This is a genomic window from Enterobacter cloacae complex sp. P24RS (genome assembly GCF_014982165.1).
GTDB classification, from domain to species: Bacteria; Pseudomonadota; Gammaproteobacteria; order Enterobacterales; family Enterobacteriaceae; genus Enterobacter; species Enterobacter quasihormaechei.
Genome location: NZ_JADCKU010000005.1, coordinates 17,928 through 40,820, shown reverse-complemented (window position 1 = coordinate 40,820; position 22,893 = coordinate 17,928). Strand labels below are relative to the sequence as shown.

At 49.8% G+C, this 22,893-nt stretch carries 21 protein-coding genes and 2 pseudogenes; 11 read left to right on the top strand and 12 right to left on the bottom strand.

What is annotated here, in order from left to right:
• Positions 1–146: 146 nt before the first annotated feature.
• The 3 genes from INF58_RS06515 (at position 147) to INF58_RS06505 (ending at position 5,225) form a co-directional block, all read left to right on the top strand.
• A complete protein-coding gene (locus INF58_RS06515; RefSeq protein ID WP_193527299.1) occupies positions 147–557 on the top strand; it encodes a GNAT family N-acetyltransferase in 411 nt (136 codons plus the stop codon).
• Positions 558–630: 73 nt separating this feature from the next.
• Positions 631–1,596, top strand: a complete 966-nt coding sequence (locus tag INF58_RS06510; protein WP_193527298.1) for a magnesium and cobalt transport protein CorA — start codon at positions 631–633, stop codon at positions 1,594–1,596.
• A gap of 320 nt (positions 1,597–1,916) precedes the next feature.
• Positions 1,917–5,225 (top strand): autotransporter domain-containing protein, encoded by a 3,309-nt coding sequence (locus INF58_RS06505; protein WP_193527297.1) that lies wholly within the window; start codon positions 1,917–1,919, stop codon positions 5,223–5,225.
• 86 nt (positions 5,226–5,311) lie between these two features.
• Here INF58_RS06505 and INF58_RS06500 read toward each other — a convergent pair whose 3' ends face one another.
• From INF58_RS06500 to INF58_RS06490, 3 genes and pseudogenes are all read right to left on the bottom strand, one after another.
• Complete coding sequence (locus INF58_RS06500) at positions 5,312–6,073, bottom strand: OBAP family protein (RefSeq protein ID WP_107535275.1); 762 nt, start codon at positions 6,071–6,073, stop codon at positions 5,312–5,314.
• A gap of 222 nt (positions 6,074–6,295) precedes the next feature.
• A pseudogene (locus INF58_RS06495) lies at positions 6,296–6,547 on the bottom strand (integrase); the annotation flags it as partial.
• Between the two features lie 167 nt (positions 6,548–6,714).
• Positions 6,715–7,599, bottom strand: a complete 885-nt coding sequence (locus INF58_RS06490; RefSeq protein WP_193527296.1) for a LysR family transcriptional regulator — start codon at positions 7,597–7,599, stop codon at positions 6,715–6,717.
• Positions 7,600–7,797: 198 nt separating this feature from the next.
• Here INF58_RS06490 and INF58_RS06485 point away from each other — a divergent pair, with 198 nt between their 5' ends.
• Complete coding sequence (locus INF58_RS06485) at positions 7,798–8,778, top strand: nitronate monooxygenase family protein (protein WP_193527295.1); 981 nt, start codon at positions 7,798–7,800, stop codon at positions 8,776–8,778.
• Between the two features lie 108 nt (positions 8,779–8,886).
• Here the strand turns inward: INF58_RS06485 and INF58_RS06480 are convergent, their stop codons facing one another.
• Both INF58_RS06480 and INF58_RS06475 read right to left on the bottom strand, forming a co-directional pair.
• The gene (locus tag INF58_RS06480) at positions 8,887–10,155 is read right to left on the bottom strand and encodes a Y-family DNA polymerase (RefSeq protein ID WP_193527294.1); all 1,269 of its coding nucleotides are present in this window, start codon (positions 10,153–10,155) and stop codon (positions 8,887–8,889) included.
• Between the two features lies 1 nt (position 10,156).
• A complete protein-coding gene (locus INF58_RS06475) occupies positions 10,157–10,576 on the bottom strand; it encodes a translesion error-prone DNA polymerase V autoproteolytic subunit (RefSeq protein WP_063866815.1) in 420 nt (139 codons plus the stop codon).
• Between the two features lie 326 nt (positions 10,577–10,902).
• Here INF58_RS06475 and INF58_RS06470 point away from each other — a divergent pair, with 326 nt between their 5' ends.
• Positions 10,903–11,142 carry a DinI family protein gene (locus INF58_RS06470; protein WP_006808847.1) on the top strand — a complete coding sequence of 80 codons (240 nt, stop codon included), beginning with the start codon at positions 10,903–10,905 and terminating at the stop codon, positions 11,140–11,142.
• An 826-nt stretch (positions 11,143–11,968) separates the two neighbouring features.
• Positions 11,969–12,640 (top strand): SOS response-associated peptidase, encoded by a 672-nt coding sequence (locus tag INF58_RS06465; protein ID WP_063866816.1) that lies wholly within the window; start codon positions 11,969–11,971, stop codon positions 12,638–12,640.
• A gap of 195 nt (positions 12,641–12,835) precedes the next feature.
• On the opposite strand, the gene INF58_RS06460 is transcribed toward INF58_RS06465, so the two are convergent.
• Positions 12,836–13,138: a M3 family metallopeptidase gene (locus INF58_RS06460; protein WP_255510363.1), complete on the bottom strand. Its 303-nt coding sequence runs from the start codon at positions 13,136–13,138 to the stop codon at positions 12,836–12,838.
• A 322-nt stretch (positions 13,139–13,460) separates the two neighbouring features.
• On the opposite strand from INF58_RS06460, the gene INF58_RS06455 reads away from it, so the two are divergent.
• Positions 13,461–14,150 (top strand): SOS response-associated peptidase, encoded by a 690-nt coding sequence (locus INF58_RS06455; RefSeq protein ID WP_193527293.1) that lies wholly within the window; start codon positions 13,461–13,463, stop codon positions 14,148–14,150.
• Positions 14,151–14,187: 37 nt separating this feature from the next.
• On the opposite strand, the gene cspF is transcribed toward INF58_RS06455, so the two are convergent.
• Entirely contained in the window at positions 14,188–14,400 is a 213-nt protein-coding gene (gene cspF / locus INF58_RS06450; RefSeq protein ID WP_227415033.1) for a cold shock-like protein CspF, read from the bottom strand.
• Between the two features lie 282 nt (positions 14,401–14,682).
• Between cspF and INF58_RS06445 the strand changes: the two genes are divergently transcribed.
• The gene (locus INF58_RS06445; RefSeq protein ID WP_022651253.1) at positions 14,683–14,901 is read left to right on the top strand and encodes a cold shock domain-containing protein; all 219 of its coding nucleotides are present in this window, start codon (positions 14,683–14,685) and stop codon (positions 14,899–14,901) included.
• A 246-nt stretch (positions 14,902–15,147) separates the two neighbouring features.
• On the opposite strand, the gene INF58_RS20920 is transcribed toward INF58_RS06445, so the two are convergent.
• On the bottom strand, positions 15,148–15,312 hold the full coding sequence (locus INF58_RS20920; protein ID WP_370552644.1) for a YnfU family zinc-binding protein: 165 nt from the start codon (positions 15,310–15,312) through the stop codon (positions 15,148–15,150).
• Between the two features lie 149 nt (positions 15,313–15,461).
• Between INF58_RS20920 and INF58_RS06440 the strand changes: the two genes are divergently transcribed.
• From INF58_RS06440 to INF58_RS21080, 3 genes are all read left to right on the top strand, one after another.
• A complete protein-coding gene (locus tag INF58_RS06440; RefSeq protein ID WP_032645629.1) occupies positions 15,462–15,689 on the top strand; it encodes a hypothetical protein in 228 nt (75 codons plus the stop codon).
• A 204-nt stretch (positions 15,690–15,893) separates the two neighbouring features.
• Positions 15,894–16,232 carry a hypothetical protein gene (locus INF58_RS06435; protein WP_022651254.1) on the top strand — a complete coding sequence of 113 codons (339 nt, stop codon included), beginning with the start codon at positions 15,894–15,896 and terminating at the stop codon, positions 16,230–16,232.
• Positions 16,233–16,534: 302 nt separating this feature from the next.
• Positions 16,535–16,642 (top strand): YnaM/YnfT family protein, encoded by a 108-nt coding sequence (locus INF58_RS21080; protein ID WP_350188533.1) that lies wholly within the window; start codon positions 16,535–16,537, stop codon positions 16,640–16,642.
• A gap of 4 nt (positions 16,643–16,646) precedes the next feature.
• Here the strand turns inward: INF58_RS21080 and INF58_RS06430 are convergent.
• The 4 genes and pseudogenes from INF58_RS06430 to INF58_RS06415 all read right to left on the bottom strand — a co-directional run.
• Positions 16,647–16,901 (bottom strand): annotated as a pseudogene (locus INF58_RS06430) (helix-turn-helix domain-containing protein); the annotation flags it as partial.
• An 11-nt stretch (positions 16,902–16,912) separates the two neighbouring features.
• Positions 16,913–18,238: a phage tail protein gene (locus INF58_RS06425; RefSeq protein WP_193527291.1), complete on the bottom strand. Its 1,326-nt coding sequence runs from the start codon at positions 18,236–18,238 to the stop codon at positions 16,913–16,915.
• Positions 18,239–18,301: 63 nt separating this feature from the next.
• Entirely contained in the window at positions 18,302–19,273 is a 972-nt protein-coding gene (locus INF58_RS06420) for a DUF6453 family protein (protein ID WP_193527290.1), read from the bottom strand.
• 4 nt (positions 19,274–19,277) lie between these two features.
• Positions 19,278–22,886 carry a host specificity protein J gene (locus INF58_RS06415; RefSeq protein WP_193527289.1) on the bottom strand — a complete coding sequence of 1,203 codons (3,609 nt, stop codon included), beginning with the start codon at positions 22,884–22,886 and terminating at the stop codon, positions 19,278–19,280.
• Positions 22,887–22,893 lie beyond the last annotated feature (7 nt).

Sequence of the window (22,893 nt, the reverse complement as noted above, 5' to 3'; positions counted from 1 at the left end):
AAGTGGGCAGGCTCATGCTGAAGGTCCGCTATGAGCGAGAAGCGGAGCATCAGTCGCGATATGTTGTCATTATTCCGGTTGGCAGACTTTATTAATGCATGACTTGTGTTAATTTCAATTATCCCTGCTACTGCTTAGGTTAAATTATGCAATCAAACTATGAAGTAATTGAAACAGTACCTCTTCCAGAAGATTTTTGCCGTTTACGCATCATCGCCGGATTGACTCCCCGACCACTTGAATTGGCAAAACGCGCACTTCCTGCAAGCTGTTATGGAGTACACATTGTGTGTGCCGGAAATGCTGTAGGGATGGGACGTATTGTTGGTGATGGTGCCCTGAACTTCGAGATCGTTGATATTGCTGTTGACCCGGAGCATCAGGGAAAAGGTTTGGGACGAGAAATCATGCAAAATTTAATGTTATGGTTTGAACAGCATGTGCCCGCCGGTGCCTATATTACCCTGATAGCCAATGTTCCCGCGCTATATGAAAAGTTCGGTTTTAAGAACGTACGGCCTGAAAGCGAAGGCATGGCTCTGATTTGGGGACACTAGAAGTCATCACCATTTGGAAATTTAACGGAAAGGGTTAAGCTTCTCAGAACATGCTTAAGGGATAGCCAAAAAAATGATTGTTAACTGTATGGTCTACCGTTCAGGCCGCCCTGCCGAAACCGTGGATATCGAGGATATCAGCGAAATCATCCAGGATACCGATGCGTTTATCTGGCTGGGGCTTTGGCAGCCTGAACCGGCGTTTATGTATAAAGTCCAGGAGGAGTTCGGTCTGCACGATCTGGCCGTTGAGGATGCGCTTAACGCACATCAGCGGCCTAAGATAGAGCGTTATGGCAGCTCGGCATTTATCGTTGTAAAGACCGTCAGTGGACAGGGTGACAACATTGAGTTTGGCGAAACGCATTTATTTGTGGGGCGCAACTTTCTTATTACGGTGCGCCACGGTGCTTCAGAGAGCTATGCGCCTATACGCGCCCGTGCTGCTGACGCCCCGGACATGCTTTCGTACGGTCCGGCGTATCCGCTTTACTGTATTCTGGATTTCATTGTAGACAGTTATGCAGAGCTGACTGCGCGCCTCAACACCAAAATTGGTGATATAGAAGCGACACTTTTTCACAGTGAATTTGACCGTGAAGCTATTCAGGACGTGTATTCCCTCCGCCGTAATCTGCTCGGGCTTCGCAACGCCGCTCAGCCAGTAGAAGAAATCTGTACCGAGCTTATCCGCATACATGAAGAACTTATTCCAAAACCCCTCAGGGCGTATTTCAGAGATATTCAGGACCACGCAAGCCATGTAGTCACGGATGTAAATGACATGCGTGAACTGCTTAGCAGCGCGATGCACGTTAACCTGGCACTGGTTTCAGTGCAGCAAAACGAAGTTGTGAAGAAACTGGCCGGCTGGGGGGCCATACTCGTGATCCCGACGGTAGTCTTCAGCATGTATGGCATGAACTTCGACAATATGCCGGAACTGAAGACGCTCTATGGCTATCCGGCTACGATCGCTGTCACGCTGGGCGCCTGTGTATTACTGTGGCTACGACTTAAACGCTCTCGCTGGCTTTAATTGATAAGCCGTCCGATCGTTTTTGGTGCCGTGGAGTAACGTAAAGCCTCACGCTTATGTCGATTATGCCACGGCACCAGACCCTATCCGTTAATTCCCCTGCATATGTCGGTACATTTCTGTTTATTGCGATCCGGGATCGCCCGCTCCACCGTTTATAAAATCCTGAAAAACGAGGCTATAACAGGGTAAGGTCACTCGTTATTATAAATTATCAAGCCACATCGATAATTATTATATTCGTTTATGCTTTATTGAACTCAGGTGTGAATTTATATTGAGGGACGTAAGCAATACTTTTTTAGACAAGGATGATTAATATGAAAAGGGTTTTTATGACGGCTGCATTAACGGGTTTATTTGTCAGTAATAATCTGTATGCAGGCGAAAGCTATCTGGTCTATAACCCACACAATATTGCGGTATTTGAAGTGCGTTTCTTTAATGTTGGCGACGGCCCCTTTATGCCGGACTGGCCGAATGCGTCTGAGTCAACCTGGGATCTTGGCCAGCAGCAAAAAGAAAAAATACTTGATGCCATGCGTTACTGGGCTGAGGTTATTACCCCCAGCCCAGGGCAACTGCCCGCCATTATCAATGTGGGGACGTTTAACGATGAGAATGCCGCAGGTTCCAGCGATTCAGTTACCGACGGCATCATGAGTCTGACGCAGTTGCAGGGAGCATTGAACGGCATTGATACCGGAGAGCTGACCTTTGGCTCCCATGCCCAGTTCATCATGGGCAAACTGGATTTTGATAACGTTCCCTATGTGCCTTCGCAGTTGCCGCGCACTGGAAAGGCCGATCTGGTCAGCGTCGCTGTTCATGAGCTGGCCCATGGCCTGGGAATATCCAATATGGTTACCGATCTGCAAGGCAGTGGGACATTCACGCCCGCTTTTGATACCGTGCCTTTTGGCTCCTGGACCAGCCATCTGCGTGATGACCGTGGCAATCCTGCCCGACCAGGGCAGGTAATATTGTGTAATGGATGCAATAACACCTGGGATCCACAAGGCTTTGATGTACGGCGCGATAAAGGCTATTTCACCGGCAGGCACGTGGATGAAGTACTTGCAGGCGCCATGCCTGGCGTACCGGTGAAAATGTTAGCAGACGACGGTTCCGTCGATGATAACTACATGAGCCATATCGAGCTGAAAAACAGCATGATGAGCCATCAGAACTACCGCAATTACACAACGTTTATGGAAGCGGAACTGGCATTGCTGCAAGATATGGGATATCAGATTGACCGTCGTAACTTTTTCGGTTTTTCGCTGTATGGCAACGGGCAAACTCTCATTAACCGCAATGGATATTTTCTGCGTAATCAGCAGGCGGATGGCTATCTGGCGGGGCAATATAATACCGCTAATCTGGGGGTTGGCCTGCATGTGTATGGCAGTAATAACCATATCTTTCAACAAGCGGACCTGATGACATCAGGGAGTGGCGGCGCGGGCATCCGTATAGATGGGCAAAATAACACCCTGAGCATTGAACCCGGAGTACGGGTATATGCCGATGGCGAAAATGGCCGTGGGGTGATGTTTGCCTACGGTAAACAGCACAACCTTATTCAACGTGGCGACGTTCAGGCACTGGGAGCCCGTGGCGTCGCTATCAGTTTTGACTTTGGCAATAACCTCCTGGGTAACGACGTGGATTACCGTGGATCCTGGCTTCATATCGTGGACGGCTATTACGATGCGTTATTACCCGAGTTGCAGGGAGCGCTGGTAGATAATGCCGACATCAGCGGACGGGTTGCCGGTAAAGGCGCGGCGATTTATATTTCACCGAACGCGCTGGTCGGTAATATAAATATATTAACGGGTGCCCGGCTGGAAGGTGATATTTATTCGGACTACGCCCAGCGGGATGACGATGGCCAACAGCGGTTAACACAGCTTACCTTCGGTCGGAAGGCCAATGCGTATGGGCAAGCGACGGAAGCTGCTGATGCTGATTTCAGCTTTACTTACCGCGGAAACATTGAAGGTATCAATAATCTGGCACTGGACGCGCACGGAGGGAAAACCTCGCTTAATGGCGATTTTCAGATTTACAGCATGACTATCGCGCCAGGGGCCAGCCTGTCCGGCAACGCCAGCTACACGCTTAATGAGGAAGGCCGCTTTGTAAATAACGGGATCCTTGCGCCGGGTAATTCCCTTGGGCAAATCACTCTATCCGGTGCTTATCAACAGGGTGATACCGGACAGTTGTTGTTGGAAGTCGACGGGCACGGCAGGCATGATACTCTGCGTGTGAACGGTCACGCACAATTTGACGGTCAACTGACGTTTGCGCCGCAGCCGGACTGGTACGCCACAAACTGGCGTCTGAATACGCAAGATTTGCTAAAAACAGACTCTTCCGGCGGCAATTTCAGTGCCGTGAACAGCGTGCTCCGCTCACCCACGCTAACGCTGCAAACCACGCCTCAGGGAAAGAATGAATGGCAGCTCTCAATGCTGCGCGCTTCAAACGCATACAGCCGGTATGCGCAGGACGCTAATGCGCGGCAGGTAGGGCAAGCGCTGGATAAAATTGTGGCAGAAGCCAAGTCGGATATTCAACCGCTGTACCGTACTCTGGATTTCTCCGCCACTGATGGCGGGAGTATCAGCAATGCCTTGCCGCAACTTTCTGCGGGCGCCTACAGCGCCATGTTCGCAAGCTCCCTTCACCGTGAACAACAGATAGCACGGATCGTTGGCGGGCCGAATCCTGTGGCTATGCCGAAGCAACTGGCGGCAGGCGAATGGCGCAGCTTTGCCATCCCCTTTGGCGGCGGCTTCTGGCAACAGCGTCAGGGTGACAGTGTAGGATATGACGCCAGCAGTTATGGCATTGTATTCGGTGCTGAAAAACAAAACGATCAGAATCTCAACTGGATTTATGGCTTCCATGGTGCGATCAGCGGCCAGTCGGTGACGGTGAAATCACCGGAAACCGCAACCGGAAAAACCACTGCTTTCGATCTGGGTATTCATGCTCGTTACGGCGCTGAAAGGTCCGAAGGAATGTATTTATTCGGCACTGGCCGATTGGGTATTGAAGACAGCTGGCTGGACAGAAACATTCATGTAGAAACTTACGGAGCAAGCCACCATGCCACCTGGACCGGATTGTCAGGCTCTGTTACGGCCGGCGGGGGCTATCGATGGGCGCTAAATAATAATGTGAACGCCGGACCGGTAACTTCATTGAATTACACCACATTACATCGTCCCGGCGTGAAGGAAAGCGGCAATGACGGCAGCCGACTGATGCTGGGTTCGCAGACCTTCGATTCTCTGAGATCAAGTATCGGGATGAATAGTAACTGGAATGTCCCCCTCGCTTCAGGGGCGTCGATAGCAGCTGAGTTGCAGCTTACCTGGGATCATGAACTGCTTGATGGCAACGTAGTGCAACACGCCTCTTTCGCCAACTATCGAAGCACAGGGTTTAGTTCCAGGAATCAGGTGACTGGCCGTGACGCTCTGGGCGTTAAGGCAGGTATGAGCTATAAAATCAACGCTGATGTCGAATTGGGCATCGGGGTTGAAAGCGAAATGTTTCGTTCTGGCTATGACTCGATCGCAGGTAATCTTTCAGCCACCTGGCGTTTCTGATGTCTGAGGACGAGAAAATAACAGGGCTGGTCATTTAACTCACCGTAACCCCGGCGTTGCCGGGGTATACCTAAAGGTTATTGATATCAGAAATGGCTTGTGTCTCCCTGGCCATGCTCACCTGAGCCTTCAACCCGCTTAAGCTGGATCTCTTCACCACGTTGCCAGGCATCAGCTCCCTTAGCAACGGGGTGCGCCACAATACCCTCACGTTCTTGTTTGATGGCTTGCGTGCTTACGTCAAAGCGTCGATCTCTGTCCGCAAGGAGTTTGGGGTCTAACTGCCCTTCCCCGGTAAAGCCCATCATCAGAGCCGGAATGCCGAGCGGCAGCTTTTTATCGCGGTCGGTGTGCCAGGTATGCCAGGTCTTCCCGTAGGTATTCACAATTTTGCTCATCAATGCTTTGTCAGCCACTGCCGGTAAACCGGGAGCAATCAGACTGCCGGATTTCACTTCATATTGATGGCTGTGCCATAATTTTTTTTCTTCCGGCGGCAGTGTGTTAAACAAACGCTCACTAATGATGTACTCAACGCCCATTAAACGGGCATCTTTGGTGTTTCCGTCGTAGATCACCGCCTGCATCACGTCTTCATTCAAGACGGTTACATAATGATGGGCTTCCATCTGGCCATTTTTATCCCCGCTATAAAAATGGAAACCGTCCAGGTAGGCACTCATTGCATCAATGGGCGGACGGGACTGGATAAGCTGCGCACCGGCTTCAAGCGTGCTCGTCCCGACGGAGGTTTTTACACCCGGAACAGGCGTATTTGAAGGGGTGTTGTTCGCGCCGCAACCCACTAAAGTCAGGCTCGACAATAATAAAAGCGATAATGGTTTCATTGACCCTCCCTGTAAAAGTCACTTTACTGAAAGTAGTACATTAGCGCAGACACGCCAGGCGAATTTTTATTAAACCATCGGGCTAACTGGCGTACCTTCCGTTTAAACTGATTTTCTGAAATAAATAATGTAGAGCTGTCAGTGACCCTACGAAAATAAACATCATGCGTCATCTGTTCAGGAATGCATCGACGGCGTTCTCTTGTGAATGTCCTCTTATGGCACAGGGCTACCGGTTTTCTGTTGCAGCACCGTTGCTCTACTGGAAACCGAGCTACTATATGCAACATCAGATACTTTGAGGTTGACCAGATCACAGCCTCGTAGCTTACTGTCCAAAGCCATATTGAACAGAGCCAAATCGCGCGTCTTACCTTCTAGTTCAAGCCTGATTCGTATTCCCCAGATATGAGATATCTGAAGTGGTCTTTTTTGGCCGACGATACGGTCTTTGTTCCACGGTGACGTGTTCATACTCGAATCTCCTGCAATATGGGAGATTTGAGTATGGTTGTCTCTTATGAGCGAGGAACGGACATGGATCTCTAAGGAGACTCACCTTAAATTTGGAACGTTTCCTCAATTTTCAAATTATTCATTTTACCGACAGTTTATGTGACGTCTGGACGCAAAAAACTTTTTCACAATAAGCTTTCTAACCATTCAGTAAATACACGTACCCTGCGTGAAAGATGGCGGTGTGGATAAAGAAGTGACAAGTTGCGGTCAGGAGAGGGATAGCTGGGCAATACCTCAACAAACTGCCCGCTATCAAGATAGGGCTTTAAAAAGACGTTCATTCCCTGAAGTAACCCCAGACCAGCAAGGCCCGCAGACACGTATGCCTCGGAGTTATCTACGACAAGTTTACTTGGCAGGATTATTTCCTCGATCCCCTTTGGCGTCGCAAAGGTCCACGGCATAATTTGCCTACTGCTGCTGTTAACCCAGTTGATGGCCTGGTGATTTTTCAAATCCTCCAGCGTTTCCGGCTTGCCATATAGCGCAATATAGCCACGACTTGCACAGGTCGTCATTTTGATATCGCCCATCCTGTGAGCAATGTAATCACCATCTTCCAGTTCTCCCACCCGGAGTATGCAATCCAGACCATCCCGCAACATATCCCGACGACGGTCTGAACTACTCAGAATGATTTCAATTCCCGGATACGTTTTATAAAAGTCGGGCAACCGGGGGATGACCAGCAGCGCTGCAAGCGCGATAGGCATATCTACACGTAGCTGGCCGTGCAACACTTTGTCGCTGCTGAAGGACTCCAGCAATTCATCTGCCTGTGCCAGCAGGGGTTTACTACGACGATAAAATTCTTCCCCGTCGGGCGTAAGATTGATACGGCGCGTAGTTCGCTGCATCAGACGCGTGCCGCTGTGCCGTTCAAGCAACTGTAGCGCTTTGGTAACGGCGGGACGATGAATGCCCAAATTCTCTGCCGCCTGAGTAAAGCTTCCAGACTCAACTATTTCTATAAAAATTCTAATAGATTCAAATAGATTTATTTGCATAAGGATATCGTTCTTCTGCTACCTGGCAAGGCATGCGGGTTAGATTGTTACTGATTTTATAACAGTGATGAATAATTTTAGCTATTTTTCTAACTAATATTCCTGCTTACACTTCCCTTCATTCGTTACGCCGTTTCGAAAAAGTAAATATCAGGCCGCCCGATCGGAGCGGCAAGCTAATATGAAGGAAATTTCATCATGAAAGATAACCGTGTCTGCCAAATCCTTGGCATAGAAAAACCTGTCATCCAGGGACCTTTATCATGGCTGACCGATGCTCGTTTAGTTGCAGCCGTAAGCAACGCTGGCGGGCTGGGCGTGCTGGGTCCGAACGCTGGCTTAACCGCGGAAACCGCTGTTTTCACCCCTGAAGAAACGGCAGAAAAAATGCGTGCAGAAATTCGCAAAACCAAAAAGCTCACCGAAAAGCCATTCGGCGTAAACCTGATACCCACGCCTGAAAATGACATCTGGACTCAACCTATTTTGCAGGTGATAAAAGAAGAAGGCATCAGGGCTGTGGTATACACCGGGTATGGTGAAGGGGCAGTGATACCCGAATTATTCAACGAATTAAAAGCGGCGGGTATTGCCGTAATTTACAGGGATATCAACCCAACGCCTGAAAATACCCGGCTTGCTGAAGAAGCTGGAGCCGATATCATCGTTGCTACAGGTTTTGACGAAGGTGGGACTCTTCCGGGTACTGCACTGGGTACCTTTTCAATCGTGCCACTGATTGCCGATTCCGTGGTGAATATTCCCGTAATGGCTGCTGGCGGTATTACCGACAGCCGCACCGCAAAAGCGGCGCACGCGCTCGGCGCCGAAGGGGTCTTTGCCGGTTCGGTCTTTATCGGCACCGAAGAAAGCCGCGTACCAAAATCTGTCAAAGATAAAATCATTGATTCAAACGGGCTGGACCTGTTGCTGTTCCGTACGCTGCCTCACTATTACCGCTCGTTACCGGGCAGGCTGTCAACAACGCTGGTATCAATGGATAAAGCCGGAGCAAGTAATGAGGAGTTAGGAAAAACGATGGGAGGGCTGCGCGGCCTGCGTATAGGTATGCTGGAAGGTAACACCGATGAAGGTTATATCTCACTCGGGACGGGCATCGGCAATATTCGCAGCGTTAAAAGCGTAGCGGAGGTAGTGGACGAGTTAACCGTAGGGTGAATGCGGTAACACCGTTAAAATAAAAGAGACAGGCAGTTCGTCGTCTACCCGAACTGCCTTTCTCTTTGTATGTAACGTCCGCTTTTGGCACAAAACAGCCGTTAACATTCATCGGACCCTCAGTAAATCTGAATAGCGGGTCGTGTACCGCGGCGAAAGCATTTCACGCTTCATCTGCCATTGCTGCTGTATGCCCTGCCCGGCAAAGTAAAGCGTTCCCTTTCCATCTTTCGCGTTCAGACGATCCAGCACTTCCATCAACTTTTCACTTCCGGCACGCGGCGCGCTGTTGTCAAACAAATTGAGCTGGGCAACCCCCTGGCTGAAGAAGTCTCCGAGCATAATGCCGGCTTTCTGGTAGCGGTGCCCCTCCTTCCAGATTTTGTCGAGGCACTTTACCGCAGCGCTGATAATGTCGCGGGAATCCTGAGTGGGCGTGAGAAGCGTCATTGAGGCACTGTTGCCGTAATAGGGTTCGTTCAGCGCGAATGGGGAGGTCTTAACGAACGCCGAGATAAAGCGGCAATACTGATGCTCGCCGCGTAACTTCTCAGCGCCACGAGCCGCATAGCTGCATATAGCCTGACGCACCTGCTCATATTCTGACACGCGTTCACCGAATGACCGGCTACAGACGATCTCCTGCTTTGCCGGTGCAAACTCTTCCAGGTCGAGGCACGGCTCGCCGCGCAGCTCCCGGACCGTTCGCTCCAGCACCACATTGAAGTGCTTGCGGATAATCCACGTGCTCTGCTCTGAGAGATCCAGCGCCGTTTTGATGCCCATCGCGTTGAGCTTCTTGCTGATGCGCCTGCCCACGCCCCACACGTCCTCTACAGGCACGATAGCCAACAGCCGGCGCTGGCGGTCGATATTGGATAAGTCAACTACCCCACCCGTCTGCTGCTGCCATTTCTTCGCCGCGTGATTTGCCAGCTTCGCCAGCGTCTTCGTCTGGGCTATACCCACGCCGATCCTCAGGTGCGTACGCTTCAAAACCGTTTCGCGGATCTCCTTGCCAAAATCAGTCAGGTCCCGGCAGTTTCGAACCCCGGTGAGGTCACAAAAGGCTTCGTCAATGGAATATATTTCGACGCGCGGGCTTATTTCCTCCAGCGTGGTCATAACCCGGCTGGACATGTCAGCGTAAAGTTCATAGTTACTGCTGAAGCAAACCACGCCGGCGCGCCGGAACAGGTCTTTCTGCTTAAAGTATGGCGCCCCCATGGTAACGCCAGCGGCTTTGGCCTCTGCGCTGCGCGCTATCACGCAACCGTCGTTATTTGAGAGGACAACCACCGGTCGGCCTCTCAAATCTGGCCTGAATACCGTCTCGCATGATGCATAGAATGAATTCACATCACAGAGCGCAAACATATCAGCTGGCCGATTTAACAATAAAAGTGACCACGCCAAAGACGTCCAGCGTGTCTTCACTGCCAACGATAATCGGCGAATAAGCGCTGTTCATCGGATTGAGTTGAACATGAGGCCGCAGTTGCAGGCGCTTAACGGTAAATTCCCCTTCTACCGCGGCGATAACAATATCTCCGTGCTCGGCCGTTCGGGAACTATCGACCACCAGCAAATCGCCGTCGCTTATTCCTCCTTCAATCATCGAATCACCCGCGGCTTTAACGAAATACGTCGAGCTGGGGTGGGCAACCAGAAGTTCATTAAGATCAATGCGCTGCTCCACATAGTCGGCAGCCGGGCTTGGGAATCCGCACTGAACTAAATCGCTGAAAAGTGGAAGCGCGACAATCTCACGCAGTTCTGTAGGTCTGATAAATTCCATTACGCATACCTCTACTACTGTTTTTATATACAGTAGTTTTGTTTTGAAGCGCACGCAAGCCAGCTGAACCGTAGCGACTGTTTAAACCTTCACCGTTTCGTTTGTAAGTTTCTCTCTGCCTTCAAATTATAGTTTTTGTAAATTTTACGATTAAACGCTTCGACTGCTCGTTTTAAACGCTAAATGAATAGATTGTCATCAACTCAGACAAAATGAAGAGCGGCATGGCATTTCTTTAGCCAGAATGCCGTTTGACTGTACCCATATACAGTAGTATTTTTACGTGCGGGCAGAATCGCACAATTAATATTCATAGGGAAAAAATAATGTTTGTTGAACTGGTTTATGACAAGCGAAACGTACAGGGGCTGGAGGGAGCCAGGGAGATAATTCTGGCTGAACTGACAAAACGTGTGCACCGGATTTTTCCTGATGCCAGCGTGACGGTTAAGCCGATGCAGGCGAACGGCCTGAATAGCGATGCCAGCAAAAGCGACCGGGAAAAGCTGAACCGTATGCTTGAGGAGATGTTTGAAGAGTCGGACATGTGGCTGACGCAAGAGTAACCAGCGTTTAGCGACAGGGAAACCCGCTATGGCATATGGCAGGTCTCCCTGTCATCAACGTACAATAACGCAGGGCAGGAATTTATTAATATCGCTTCATTGTGTTGACTGGCGCCCTTTCTGACCAGTCAGGCCTTTCTCCAGACATAATGGCACGCTGTTGTGATGGCGTCACAGACTGGGTTATTTCAGGCATTGATTTATATTCAGGTTGTTCAGGAGAGCTGAGAACCAGATCAGAACTACAACCTGACAGAAGGAAAAAAACGAATACAGATGAATTAAACTTAAACACTTCAACCCCTTCCAATGGGACACGTTTTGCAGACAGAATGCAGTGTCTCCCGGCGACTTTGCCCCATTCAGCAAAGACACGCGCATACCCGCAGAGAGCCTGTAACGCCCCTTGGCACAAACATTCATTACAAGAATAAAATTATGCCGAAATTATTTCCGCAGTCAATAACTCATGGCAACGAGTTCACGCTGCACGGGGGATAACAAAAAGACTGTCAGATGACCGACTTATAAATTCAGAGCGTCCTCAATAGCACCTGTGCCATTTATTGCCGAGACTCTCCGTATCGATATAGCTGGTTTATTACTCGCTGGCTCTGCCCGCGCCCAGAGGTAATGTGATTTGGTATGGGTACGCACTGGCGTTATCCATACCTTTTCTTTGATTGCTAATTAAATGGCAGAGAAAGACAGCTTACCTAAAAAAATTCTGTGGCTGTCCGGTAGGGTTTTAATAAATATATTGTACTACCTGAATCCTTCTTTTATCCATGCCCTATACTTTCAGTCTGACTGACTGGAGATTTCTATGTGTGGACGTTTTGCACAAGCCCAAACTCGTGAAGAATACCTGGCCTACCTTGCCGACGAAGCCGATCGCGACATCGCATATGACCCGGAACCGATTGGACGTTACAACGTGGCGCCCGGTACCAAAGTGCTGCTGTTAAGCGAACGCGACGAACAACTGCACCTCGATCCGGTACTCTGGGGCTACGCACCTGGATGGTGGGATAAAGCACCACTGATTAACGCACGGGTAGAAACCGCAGCCACCAGCAGAATGTTTAAACCTCTGTGGCAGCATGGACGGGCGATCTGTTTTGCCGATGGGTGGTTCGAATGGAAGAAGGAAGGTGACAAGAAACAACCCTACTTCATTCACCGGGCTGACGGGCAGCCGATATTCATGGCGGCGATCGGCAGCACGCCATTTGAACGTGGTGATGAAGCCGAGGGATTTCTGATTGTGACGTCTGCTGCGGATAAAGGACTGGTTGATATACACGATCGGCGGCCGCTGGTTCTGTCGCCGGAAGCTGCAAGGGAATGGATGCGCCAGGACGTAGGCGGGAAAGAAGCTGAGGAGATCATTGCCGACGGATCTGTGTCCGCAGACAAGTTTATCTGGCACGCAGTGTCGCGTGCCATTGGTAATCCCAAAAATCAGGGTGCTGAATTGATTGAGAATGTTCAGTGATATCCTGAGAGATATTACCAGAGTTTTACGCCTCCATCTGGCTACTTCCCCCCACAGGAGTCATGCCGTACACCTTAGTTACACATTTTTGTATGCCGTCTTTAAGATGCTTTACCTTTTTCTTGTCTGAATTATTCCGCTCAAAATAATTCACGGTGGATATTTTATTTTGACAATAGCGCAAAGGGGGAGCCCTTAAGCACTCAATCCACGGTTCTCCAGCATCGGTTCAATCTTCGGATCGTGCCCACGCCAGTTCCGGTAAAGTTCAGCTAAATCAGTACTATTTCCGCGCGACAAAATCGCCTCGCGGAATGTCTGCCCGTTTTCACGCGTCAGGCCGCCCTGCTCGACAAACCACTGGTAGCCGTCGTCGGCCAGCATCTGCGTCCACAGGTAGGCGTAATACCCTGCCGCGTAGCCCCCGCCAAAAATATGGGCGAAGCATACTATCCAAATGTCGTTTTTATTCTTTCTAAACAATAATTTAACTTGCAATCGAAGCGCTGATTTGTGCTATTTCCACCTATAATAGAACCTCATGCAATTCAGTAGGTTGCGTATCGTTTTGGGGAAGAAAATCACTCAAAAACTCCCTTTACCCACTCTAAAATCTCGTGTTTCGCACAATTAATAAACGATTACCGCCTCAAGACATAAGTTAACCTTGCGTAGCGTCTTCCAGTTTCGCGACGTGCCGCTTTACGCCCACATGTACCTCGGCATAATCCTCATAGATCCGATTGTAAGATTTATCCATTGCGCGCTACTTATTCTACCTGCCCTATACTTCCAGTAATGGATTTGACTGGAGGTTTTTATGTGTGGACGTTTTGCACAAGCCCAAACCCGTGAAGAGTACCTGGCTTATCTCGCAGATGAAGGTGATCGCGACATCGCATACGACCCTGAGCCTATTGGACGTTACAATGTGGCGCCAGGTACAAAGGTCCTGTTGCTGAGCGAACGCGACGAGCAGTTGCACCTCGATCCTGTGTTCTGGGGTTATGCCACAGGATGGTGGGGAAAAACGCCACTAATAAACGCCCGCGTCGAAACAGCGGCCACCAGCAGAATGTTTAAGCCTCTCTGGCAGCATGGTCGGGCGATCTGTTTTGCGGATGGGTGGTTCGAATGGAAGAAGGAAGGTGAAAAAAAACAGCCCTACTTCATTCACCGGGCCGATGGTCAGCCAATATTCATGGCTGCGATAGGCAGCACACCGTTCGAACGCGGCGATGAAGCAGAAGGTTTTCTCATCGTGACATCGGCAGCGGACAAAGGTCTGGTCGACATTCACGACCGCCGGCCGCTAGTTTTGTCGCCGCAAGCTGCAAGAGAGTGGATGCGGCTGGACGTTGGAGGGAATAAAGCGTTAGAGATAGCTTCAGACGGTGCAGTGCCCACCGATAAGTTCAACTGGCATGCGGTAACGCGTACAGTTGGAAATGTAAAAAACCAAGGGAGGAATTTGATAGAGCATATAACAATCAAATCTAATATCAGTTAGACCTGCACTTTTTAGCTAGTCTCACAATAGCATATTTTTAAGAAATAAATATGTTTGCCGCCATTGGACCACTGAGTCCATTTATACGATAGAACTCAACACGAACACCAGGACTTAACGTTTGGCTTTCGCTATTGTTTAATGCAGAGATGTGTAAGAAAACATCTTTACGCCCATCCGATGGTATAATGAACCCCTTCCCACTCTTGCAGTCAAAACTTTTGACAACGCCTGTCATTTTACGAGTCAAATAATTTCCTTTTGTGAAATCCAATTTGACTATACAGGAAAAATTTGGATTAGCTAATCTAATTTTCATAGCCTCCCAGATGGCTAAAATAAAATTTGCTAAATAGTTTAACACGTGCCTTAATGATCTGGTTAGTTCGATGCAATGTGAATCTGACTTTTTCTAAGTAATCCTCATAACCAGGTGCTATCTCTGATATCCCTTCTCTTGAGTCCATACGTATGCCATTATGCGTTTCTTTTCATGAAGTTGTAACTTCTTAAGTGTTCAAGGGGAGTTTTTATGTCTTCAAAAATGATAGGTCTTGTTAAGTGGTTTAACGAAGATAAAGGTTTTGGTTTTATCTCCCCACTCGATGGAAGTAAAGATATTCTTGTTCACTCTTCTTCACTACAGGGAGAGACATTCAAAACTCTTTTTGAAGGACAAAAAGTGAAATTTGTTATCATTGCCGGTACTAAAGGTCCGACAGCTGCAAATGTTACGCTCTGCGATAAATAACCCCCTCAAGGGCCGTTTAAGCTTATACGAATTAAAAAACAAGAAGAGTCATTTATCGTTTGCGAATATCATTACAACAGGCCAGCATATTTTCAGAACCGTCAAGTTTGCTGACCGATGTGATGAAATGCAGGACTGCTGCATGAATAGTCTCAAAGCAGAAGCTAACTGCTTATAAAATATTAAAGTGCGTAAGAGGTTAGGCAGCCTCCAAAAGCATCACTTCTTATTTATTGTATGAGTTTTTTAGTAACGTTCAGGGGCTTTGAACAAAGCATTACAGTAAGGGCATACTAATTGAGATCTCTTTTGTACACGATTGTAACTATGCTCCGAATCTTTTGAGCAGTTTGGACAAGGGCATTTGACTAAATAATTTCGGCGGAATTGATTGTTTTTACGTGCAGACACAGGCTTCTCCAGTTCAAATGGGCTACTACAGTACACGCTAAGGCAGAATATTGCTTGTTTTAATTTCGAAAAACAAACAATACATAGAAAAAAGCAACACTTACCGAACAGCCACGACCGCTAAAAATCGTTTGAATACATGGTGATATATGAAAAAAGTAATCATTTTCTTTAATGGTAAACCAAGTAAGGTTGTCACTGTGCTTAAAGGCGTAACATCAATACTCGAACAGTACCCTGGTGGAGAAGAGATCAATCTTCAGATAATGTCAGCCGGTTTCCCCTCTTTAACAGGGGACCATGAAGTTGTCTATGTTGCATCAGATCGAGAGCTAACCTCTCAGGAAATTTTTGATGCGGCACGAAAGTATCTATAAGCTTCGGTGTTTTTTACCAACATCGCGGAAGATATTGAACAAGAAGCATTATAAAAATAATTAGAAATCATCAGCATTGCCTACCTGGTGTAGGCTTTTTTTTATATAGCAGACGATACATTTCTTTAATGTTAAACAATACACATTGTCGTTATTTTAACCAACATACCGTTCACATGGTCTGAACCTACCCATGAGATTTCTATGAAAATCATAAGTTATACGGTGTTGCTAATGTTCGAAAGCAAGCCCTTCAATCAAATGGATAACTCCTTGATTGTAGATTTCTTACGTAGTCGTCAGTATTTGGAAAAATCTGGTAGTGGAGTGAGATTTCCTCAAAACACCTACATCGGAATTGAAAAACAAATGGTTTTAGATTGGGAGTCTGAAAAAGACGGCGCAGCCAAGTTAAAACAGCGACTTTATGGCATTCTCCGTAGGATTAAAAATTTAGAGCCTACGCCTATGGTCATTTTTTTGATGATATCACCAGAAGAAAAAACCCTTACATTTGTGCCCAGACTCAAAGGTAAAAAATGAAATAAATGGTGAGGTAGCTTCAAGGATATGGCCAGACTTTTGCGAATTCGCTGATATTTAAGAACTCTCAATTTTGTATGTATGTTTTCATCCCTCGGGTAATTGCTCATTATGAATTTTGTCCAGCCGATCATACTAACCTAAGTAAGCTAGTTTGATGCGGGATAGCCAGCCGCCGCACTCATTACATTCTATGTAGTACGGCATTCAATACCATCCTAACTTAAGTCACATATTTTTAACTGTTTGGAACATTTTTTGATTCACACAGTCTAAAAAATAAAATCATATAAAGGTCATTTATGATAACGCTCATAATCTCTACTATCGTCGTAATAGTTCTGGCATTGATGATATTCTGTCTGGTTAAAGTTGGGATCTGCACATCTAATAATCCTGATGATCTATAATCATTTACGTTTCGCTGATTCCCTTGAGGGCTGGGAATTTCTTATACAAAGTACATACGGCCACATCATAGATAATCGCTACCTGCTTCCTGTCCACGCCGTTTACAATCAGACGCCCCGCCTGCGCCCATTGCTCTGGGGTTAACTTCGAGCGCCTACCACCTACGCGCCCTTTCTCACGCGCTGCCGCCAATCCTGCCCGGGTACGCTCCACGATTAACTCCCTCTCCATCTCGGCCAGGGCTGACATGATATGGAATCAGCACGCGGCTATGGTTGAAGTCCCTGATTCATCCGCTGCATAAACAGTGAATCTGCCGGCATATCAAGGCGAACATCGATCCAGCTGTTCACCGGCACGTCCATCGGTTCCCCTTTCGTTTTGACGATCTCCCCGTTATCGCTCAGCATGTATTTCCGTTTGAACAGGCGGATAGTCAGTCCGCCGCTTTCGGTTTGCTCAGCTTCTACAACTCCCAACTCTCCCATGCCGCCAGGGTCCATTGGAGGTAGTAACTTCCATCCCTCAGACGCCAGGCCTGCCGAACCAGTCAGCACATAAACACCAACATCGAGCCGCGAGATTTTGATACCTTCAGCCTCGTCGTTCGCCGTACCACATCCACACCATGTGAATCCAGCTTCATCAATATCGGTGCGCTGGTTCTCCTCCTGAGATTTTACGATTCTGGCAATCGGAGATGCAGCCTTGAGCGTTCCGTCGCTGGCTTTCGTGGTGTTCTGCGTTGAATAAAGAGTATGCGTAGTAGAAAAACCAACGTTAGTTAGCCCGGAAACAGTGCCGTTTCCCTGACGATATTTCAGCCCCTGAGACGTTGAAGCTAACTGCCATGAAGTGTATCCGCCCCCAGTTGCATCATGCCAACCGCGCAGCGTTAACATGCCAGTGTAAACATCTACACCGCTTCCTCCGCCCCATGCATTCGCTCCCAGCTGAATGCCGAAAGACATTCCGAGCGGGTATTGAGTAATCAGATCATACGAAGCGAGTGGCCGGAAATCACGATGAACTTGGGCCATAACAGCGGCTCCGTTTATGTACGATGACACCGGGGCAAACTGACTATCAACGTCTCGTGTAGCGCTGTTTCCAAAACCGAGGTTTGTGCGAGCGTCAGCGGCATTCGTTGCCCCGGTCCCGCCGTCCGAAACTCCAACCGCTCCATTGCTCGCTTTCTGGACCAGTTTGCCGATCGCCGGAATGGTTACACGAGCGCCGTTGATGGTAACGGTGATGCTCTGGTTTGCTGAGGTGGTGGCGAACGTCTCCCACGCGCCGATGTTCTCGTCGTACTCGTTGATCAGCTGAGACATGCTCTGCGCCAGGCCGTCGACCGAGAGACTATCAGTAACAAGAATGCCGTACTTCTGGCCGCTCAGCGCCGGAGACGCGGCAGGCGTAACCGTCAGTGACGTCGCACTATTGATGGCGGTGATCTGAAACATCTGAACCGGGTTAGAAAGAACAAACAACGTCTGGCCAACCCGAATCTGGCTGGCCGGTGCCGTCCAGTTCGTGCCGGTGCCAGTGGCGGTATTTCCGTTAATGGCGATGGTGCCAGTGTTATAGAGCATATTTTCTCCAGACAATAAAAAACCCCGCCGGAGCGAGGTTTGTTGAATAACGAGTTGGATGAATTAAACGTACATGTCAGGAATTACTGGTAATGAGATAGGGGTAACGCCCTGGTTCGCCAACTGCCGATCGGCCCAGCCAACATAAGCTCCCCTGCCGACCCACAGGGTTCCGTTCTGCATAACCAACCCATAGTGATAATGGTTAATACGCTGACCCGAGCTGTAACTGGGTACCCTCAGCCCAAAGCGCCCCACCGGAACGTAGCCGCCGCCTGGAACAGTCTGTGCTGTTGTTGAGGGGGTCAGTTTATTCCCCGTAAACACAAAAGGTCTTTTGGCTGTTGAGAACGTACACTGTCCTGCCGCGTTATAAATATTGAGACCAGGATTCGCCGGTACCGGGGCCACCCCGCCAGCAAAAATAACGACATCCACCGTTCCGGTCATAGGCTGGTCAGTGGTGTTAGAACCATCATTCAGGAACATTAACCGGCTGCCGTTATAGTCCAGCGTATACGGGCTGTTCCATTTACAGCACACGAGATATTTACTGCGATCAAACCCGGAAATCGCAGGCGTATTCCATCCGGATGTCCCGACAGTAACCCTTGCCTTATAGATACACATACCCACGTTTGATGCGGTTGTAATTGACGTAAAATCCGTGCTGTTGGCAATGAGCAATCCGATATTTGAAGACTGACTGACGGGAAGAATCTGCCAGATCGTACCGGAGAAGGCCACTTGCGCCGGGTTGGGAAGACCAGGGCTGGATGCACCACTCCATTTCTGCGTCACCGTTGCGCCGGATATGGACACACTTTGCAGCATGAATATCCCGTAATCACTTATTACTGTTTCATAAGGTATGAACAGCACTGTTGAACCTGCAACATACCCCGAAACGGTGGCCGTAGTACTCTTCCCTACACCGCCCGTTATTGCGCCGCCATAAGACGGGCAGCGCAGTCCTGCGGTAATTTCCATGGGCTTACCGCCGTCATTAAGATCAATCAGAAGTCCTGAAGGCATAGCACTACCAGCTCCCAAGTACGATGCGGCCACCACCGGGAATGTTGACGGTTACACCGTTGCCATTGATCACCGTTGTGTTGCCGGAGCCATTGAAAGAAAAATTACCGTTTGTGGCGTAAATCGAGCCGCGAACGGTCACGTTGTTGAACGTCGCGTAGCCTGATTTGTTGATGTGCCAGCCAACGTTCCCGGTGCCGTCCCAGGTTGTCGACTGGATGTAGCTGCCGATTTTGAGGTTGCTGATGGTCCCGTTACCAATGACCGTATCCCGAATTATGGTCTGCCCATTCTGGATAACGAAAGGAAGGGTAACGGTCGCTCCGGCCTGGTGCGTTACGGCGAAGCGATCAGCGAGGAAGATAACCTGCGACTGCATGCCGGACGGCGTATTCTCCACGCCTATCCCCATCCCTGCGGCGTAGTACTGGCCGTTGCTGGATAACCCGACCTTGATGCTGTACATCGCCTTCAGGTCGCCGTTGACGTTCGCAATGGCCTGAGCGTTAGTGGTAATGGCTGAGGTATGTCCGTTGATGGTCGCTGTGATGCCGTTTATCTGTGTGGCCGTGGCCTGCTGGTAATCGGAGAACGTCTGGTTCAGGCTGTTGATGGATGCCTTATTGCCGTTCACGTCAGTCTGCAAACTCAGCAGCGAACGCGCCGTTGCCTCCTTCTCGTTGACGATCACCTCATCAATGCGGTCCAGCTGCGCGCTGTTACCGGCGACCGATGCCGACAGCGTTTTGCGCGCCGCTACCTGCGCCAGATTGCCCTGAATAATCGCGATGGCAGAGTTCTTCACTCCTCCCGTCATACCGTCCACAGACACGCTGATGTTATCGATTCGCTGACCCAGCGCGGTATCAGCGGTCGCCACTGTCTGCTCAAGCTCGCTCAGAGAAGAAGACACATTTCCGACCGTGCTCGACAGGTTTGTAACGCTGGTCTGAACTTTCCCAATATCCTGGGCGTTTTTGGCGATTTCCTGAGCCTGCTGCTCCAGTTCGTCATTGGCCTGTTTGATATCGTTAGCCATGCCAGCAATTTTTTCATTGCTGTCCACCGCGTTCTCGATCAGGTCCTTGAACGTATCGGAGCCTTTCATGTCCTCCAGGATTGCATCGGTGATATCGGATACATCGATGCTGGCCTGTCCGCGCACCCAGTCGGTCCACCCGCTCTGATTCCCGATCCTGTCGCCAAGCCGTGCCTGGTACCAGAATTCCTGCCCCGCCTTCAGCCCCATCTGCTGATAAAGTTTCTGCGGATACGGTACAGATGCCAAAAGCATAGGATTCGAACCGTCAGCGGCAATGCTGTATTGCAGCTCAGTGCTCAGGGTGTCGCCGGTATTCGCCGGGAATCCCCAGGTGACGTTAATTCCGAATACGACGTCTTCGGAGGCTTTAAGCCCGACAGGTTTGGGTACATCACCCGCGCGTCCCTTCAGATGAGTAAGCGCGGAAGTTGCCCAGAGACTCGACGCACCGCCGGAGTTGATCGCGCGTACACGGACCAGATAATCACCCTCGAAGATGCCAGGCACTTCGATATTGCGAAGACCGGTCTCCGGTACGTTAACCCACTCATTGTCGCCGCGCTTCCACTGCACCCGATAGGCTATGACATCCGCCTGTGGTTTGCCGTTCTTGTCGACCGGCGCATCCCAGGATGCCGTCAGGGTAGCCACTCGCTGCCCCTGGCGCACTGCGTCATAGCTCGATACCGCGATATTGGTCGGCTGGTTAACGAGGCCGGTTGGTATCAGACTGATTGGCGGCGTGTCCAGGCGGGCATTGTTGTCGACCGCATCATATTTTGATGCGTTATATTCGGCCCCGGTGATCGTGAAGGTGTTTTCTTCATCATCAAATCTCAGGTTCGTAACGCGGAAGTATTGCAGGCGCAACTGCCCGGCATCGATAACGAATACAGCGTTGGGTAACGGCGCTGCCGTGAAAGGCGTGGCGACCACCAACTGCGTGCCATTTACGGCCTGGATCACCCTGCTTTCAACGGTACCGCCCTGTGTTCGGATCATCAGTGTGTCACCCGCAACGGCATTGGTACCCCTATCGGTTGTCACGGCCTTCAGCCCGGCGTTATATCCCGTTATACGCCCGCCATAAACACGCCCTGAAAGGCGTTCGTCAGCAAATGCAAACACGGTACCAGGCACGTAGACATAGCCATCAAGCCCGGTCTGTAGCGTGATAATCCGGTCGAGTGAGTTGGAATACACCGCCCATCCGCCCCGGTGCTGTGCTTCGCTCTCGCGCGTACAGCCGATTGCGGTGATCTGCGTCTGCTTAAACTTGAACTGCTTGACCAGGTCCGGGAACATCACCGCTGTTGTGCGGTCCTGGTAGTGATTGTCAGGATCGCTGAAGTTAATCAGCGCGCTGGAGAAGCGGGTCTTTTCACTGCCGCTCGAGTAAACCGGTTTGCCCACCACCGAAGCGCGGGTAAGGATTTGCAGCTTCGACGTGTCCGCCGGCATATCAGAGACAACATTGAACATGTTGTTGCCCCAGAACGTCATGCCATTGAACCCCGCGGCGATATCCTTGATTACCTGCCACGCATCAGCCTGCGACTGGATATAAACGTCAAACATGAAGCGCGGCTCAGTACCGTCTCCCCCCTTCCCGTCAGGTACTTTCTGATCGCAACGCTGGGCGATACGGTAAAGCTCCCACTTATCCAGCATCTGCGCCGTGACGCGTCGGCCAAGCCCGAAGCGTGGCTCAGTGAGTACATCGAACCAGATCCATGCTGGGTTATTAGTCCATCCCCACTTAAATGTCCCGTCCCATGTGCCGCTATAGGTTCGGGCTATCGGATCGTAATTCGAAGGGATGCGGATAATACGCCCCTTTGGTTTACAGGAAATCTTCGGGATATTGTTGAACGATTTGGCGTTGAACGACACATACAGCAGCGCCGTGTGGGGATAACGCAGGCGCGCATCAATCACCTCAGTGATCGCCTGTACCTGCGTTTTGTTCTGCAACATCTGGCTGGTGCTGTCGTCGGTGTCGCGAACCACACGAATCTGCCAGCCCGTACTGGCTTTCGGAAGATTAATGCGATGGGTGAGTTCATAGAGCGAACTGAGTTTCTCTGTCACGGTCCTTGTCATGACCGTAGAGAACGCACCACCATCTACAGCAAGATCGATATGGTACTTTACGGTAGTGCCGACAATATCCCCGTCGTTTTCCTGTTGCTGCAAACCCGGGATACCAATGCGAACGAGAACTGCGTCAATCTGGGTGTTGCTCAGCGCGCGCGTCCAGGGCGTGACTTTTGTCAGCGATACGCCAACCGTAGTTTCGTTCTCCACAGCGGGAAAACCCAGAATCGGCGTCTGGGTCTGTGTGCCCGGCCGAAATTCCCAGGAAACGTTTTCAAAGTTCATCGTACCGTCGGCGTTTCCCAGCGGCGTACCGTCCAGGAAAATGCTGGTCGCATCCAGACCACCAGCAAACTCACCTTCCCCGAGCGCCAGCAGCATGCGGCAGCGCGCCATTGACTGCGCCGAATCAGGCTGTTCTACAGGTGTGTGCTGCTTCTGGCTGCCACCCTTTGCACCAGTGATCGCTTCCATATTACAT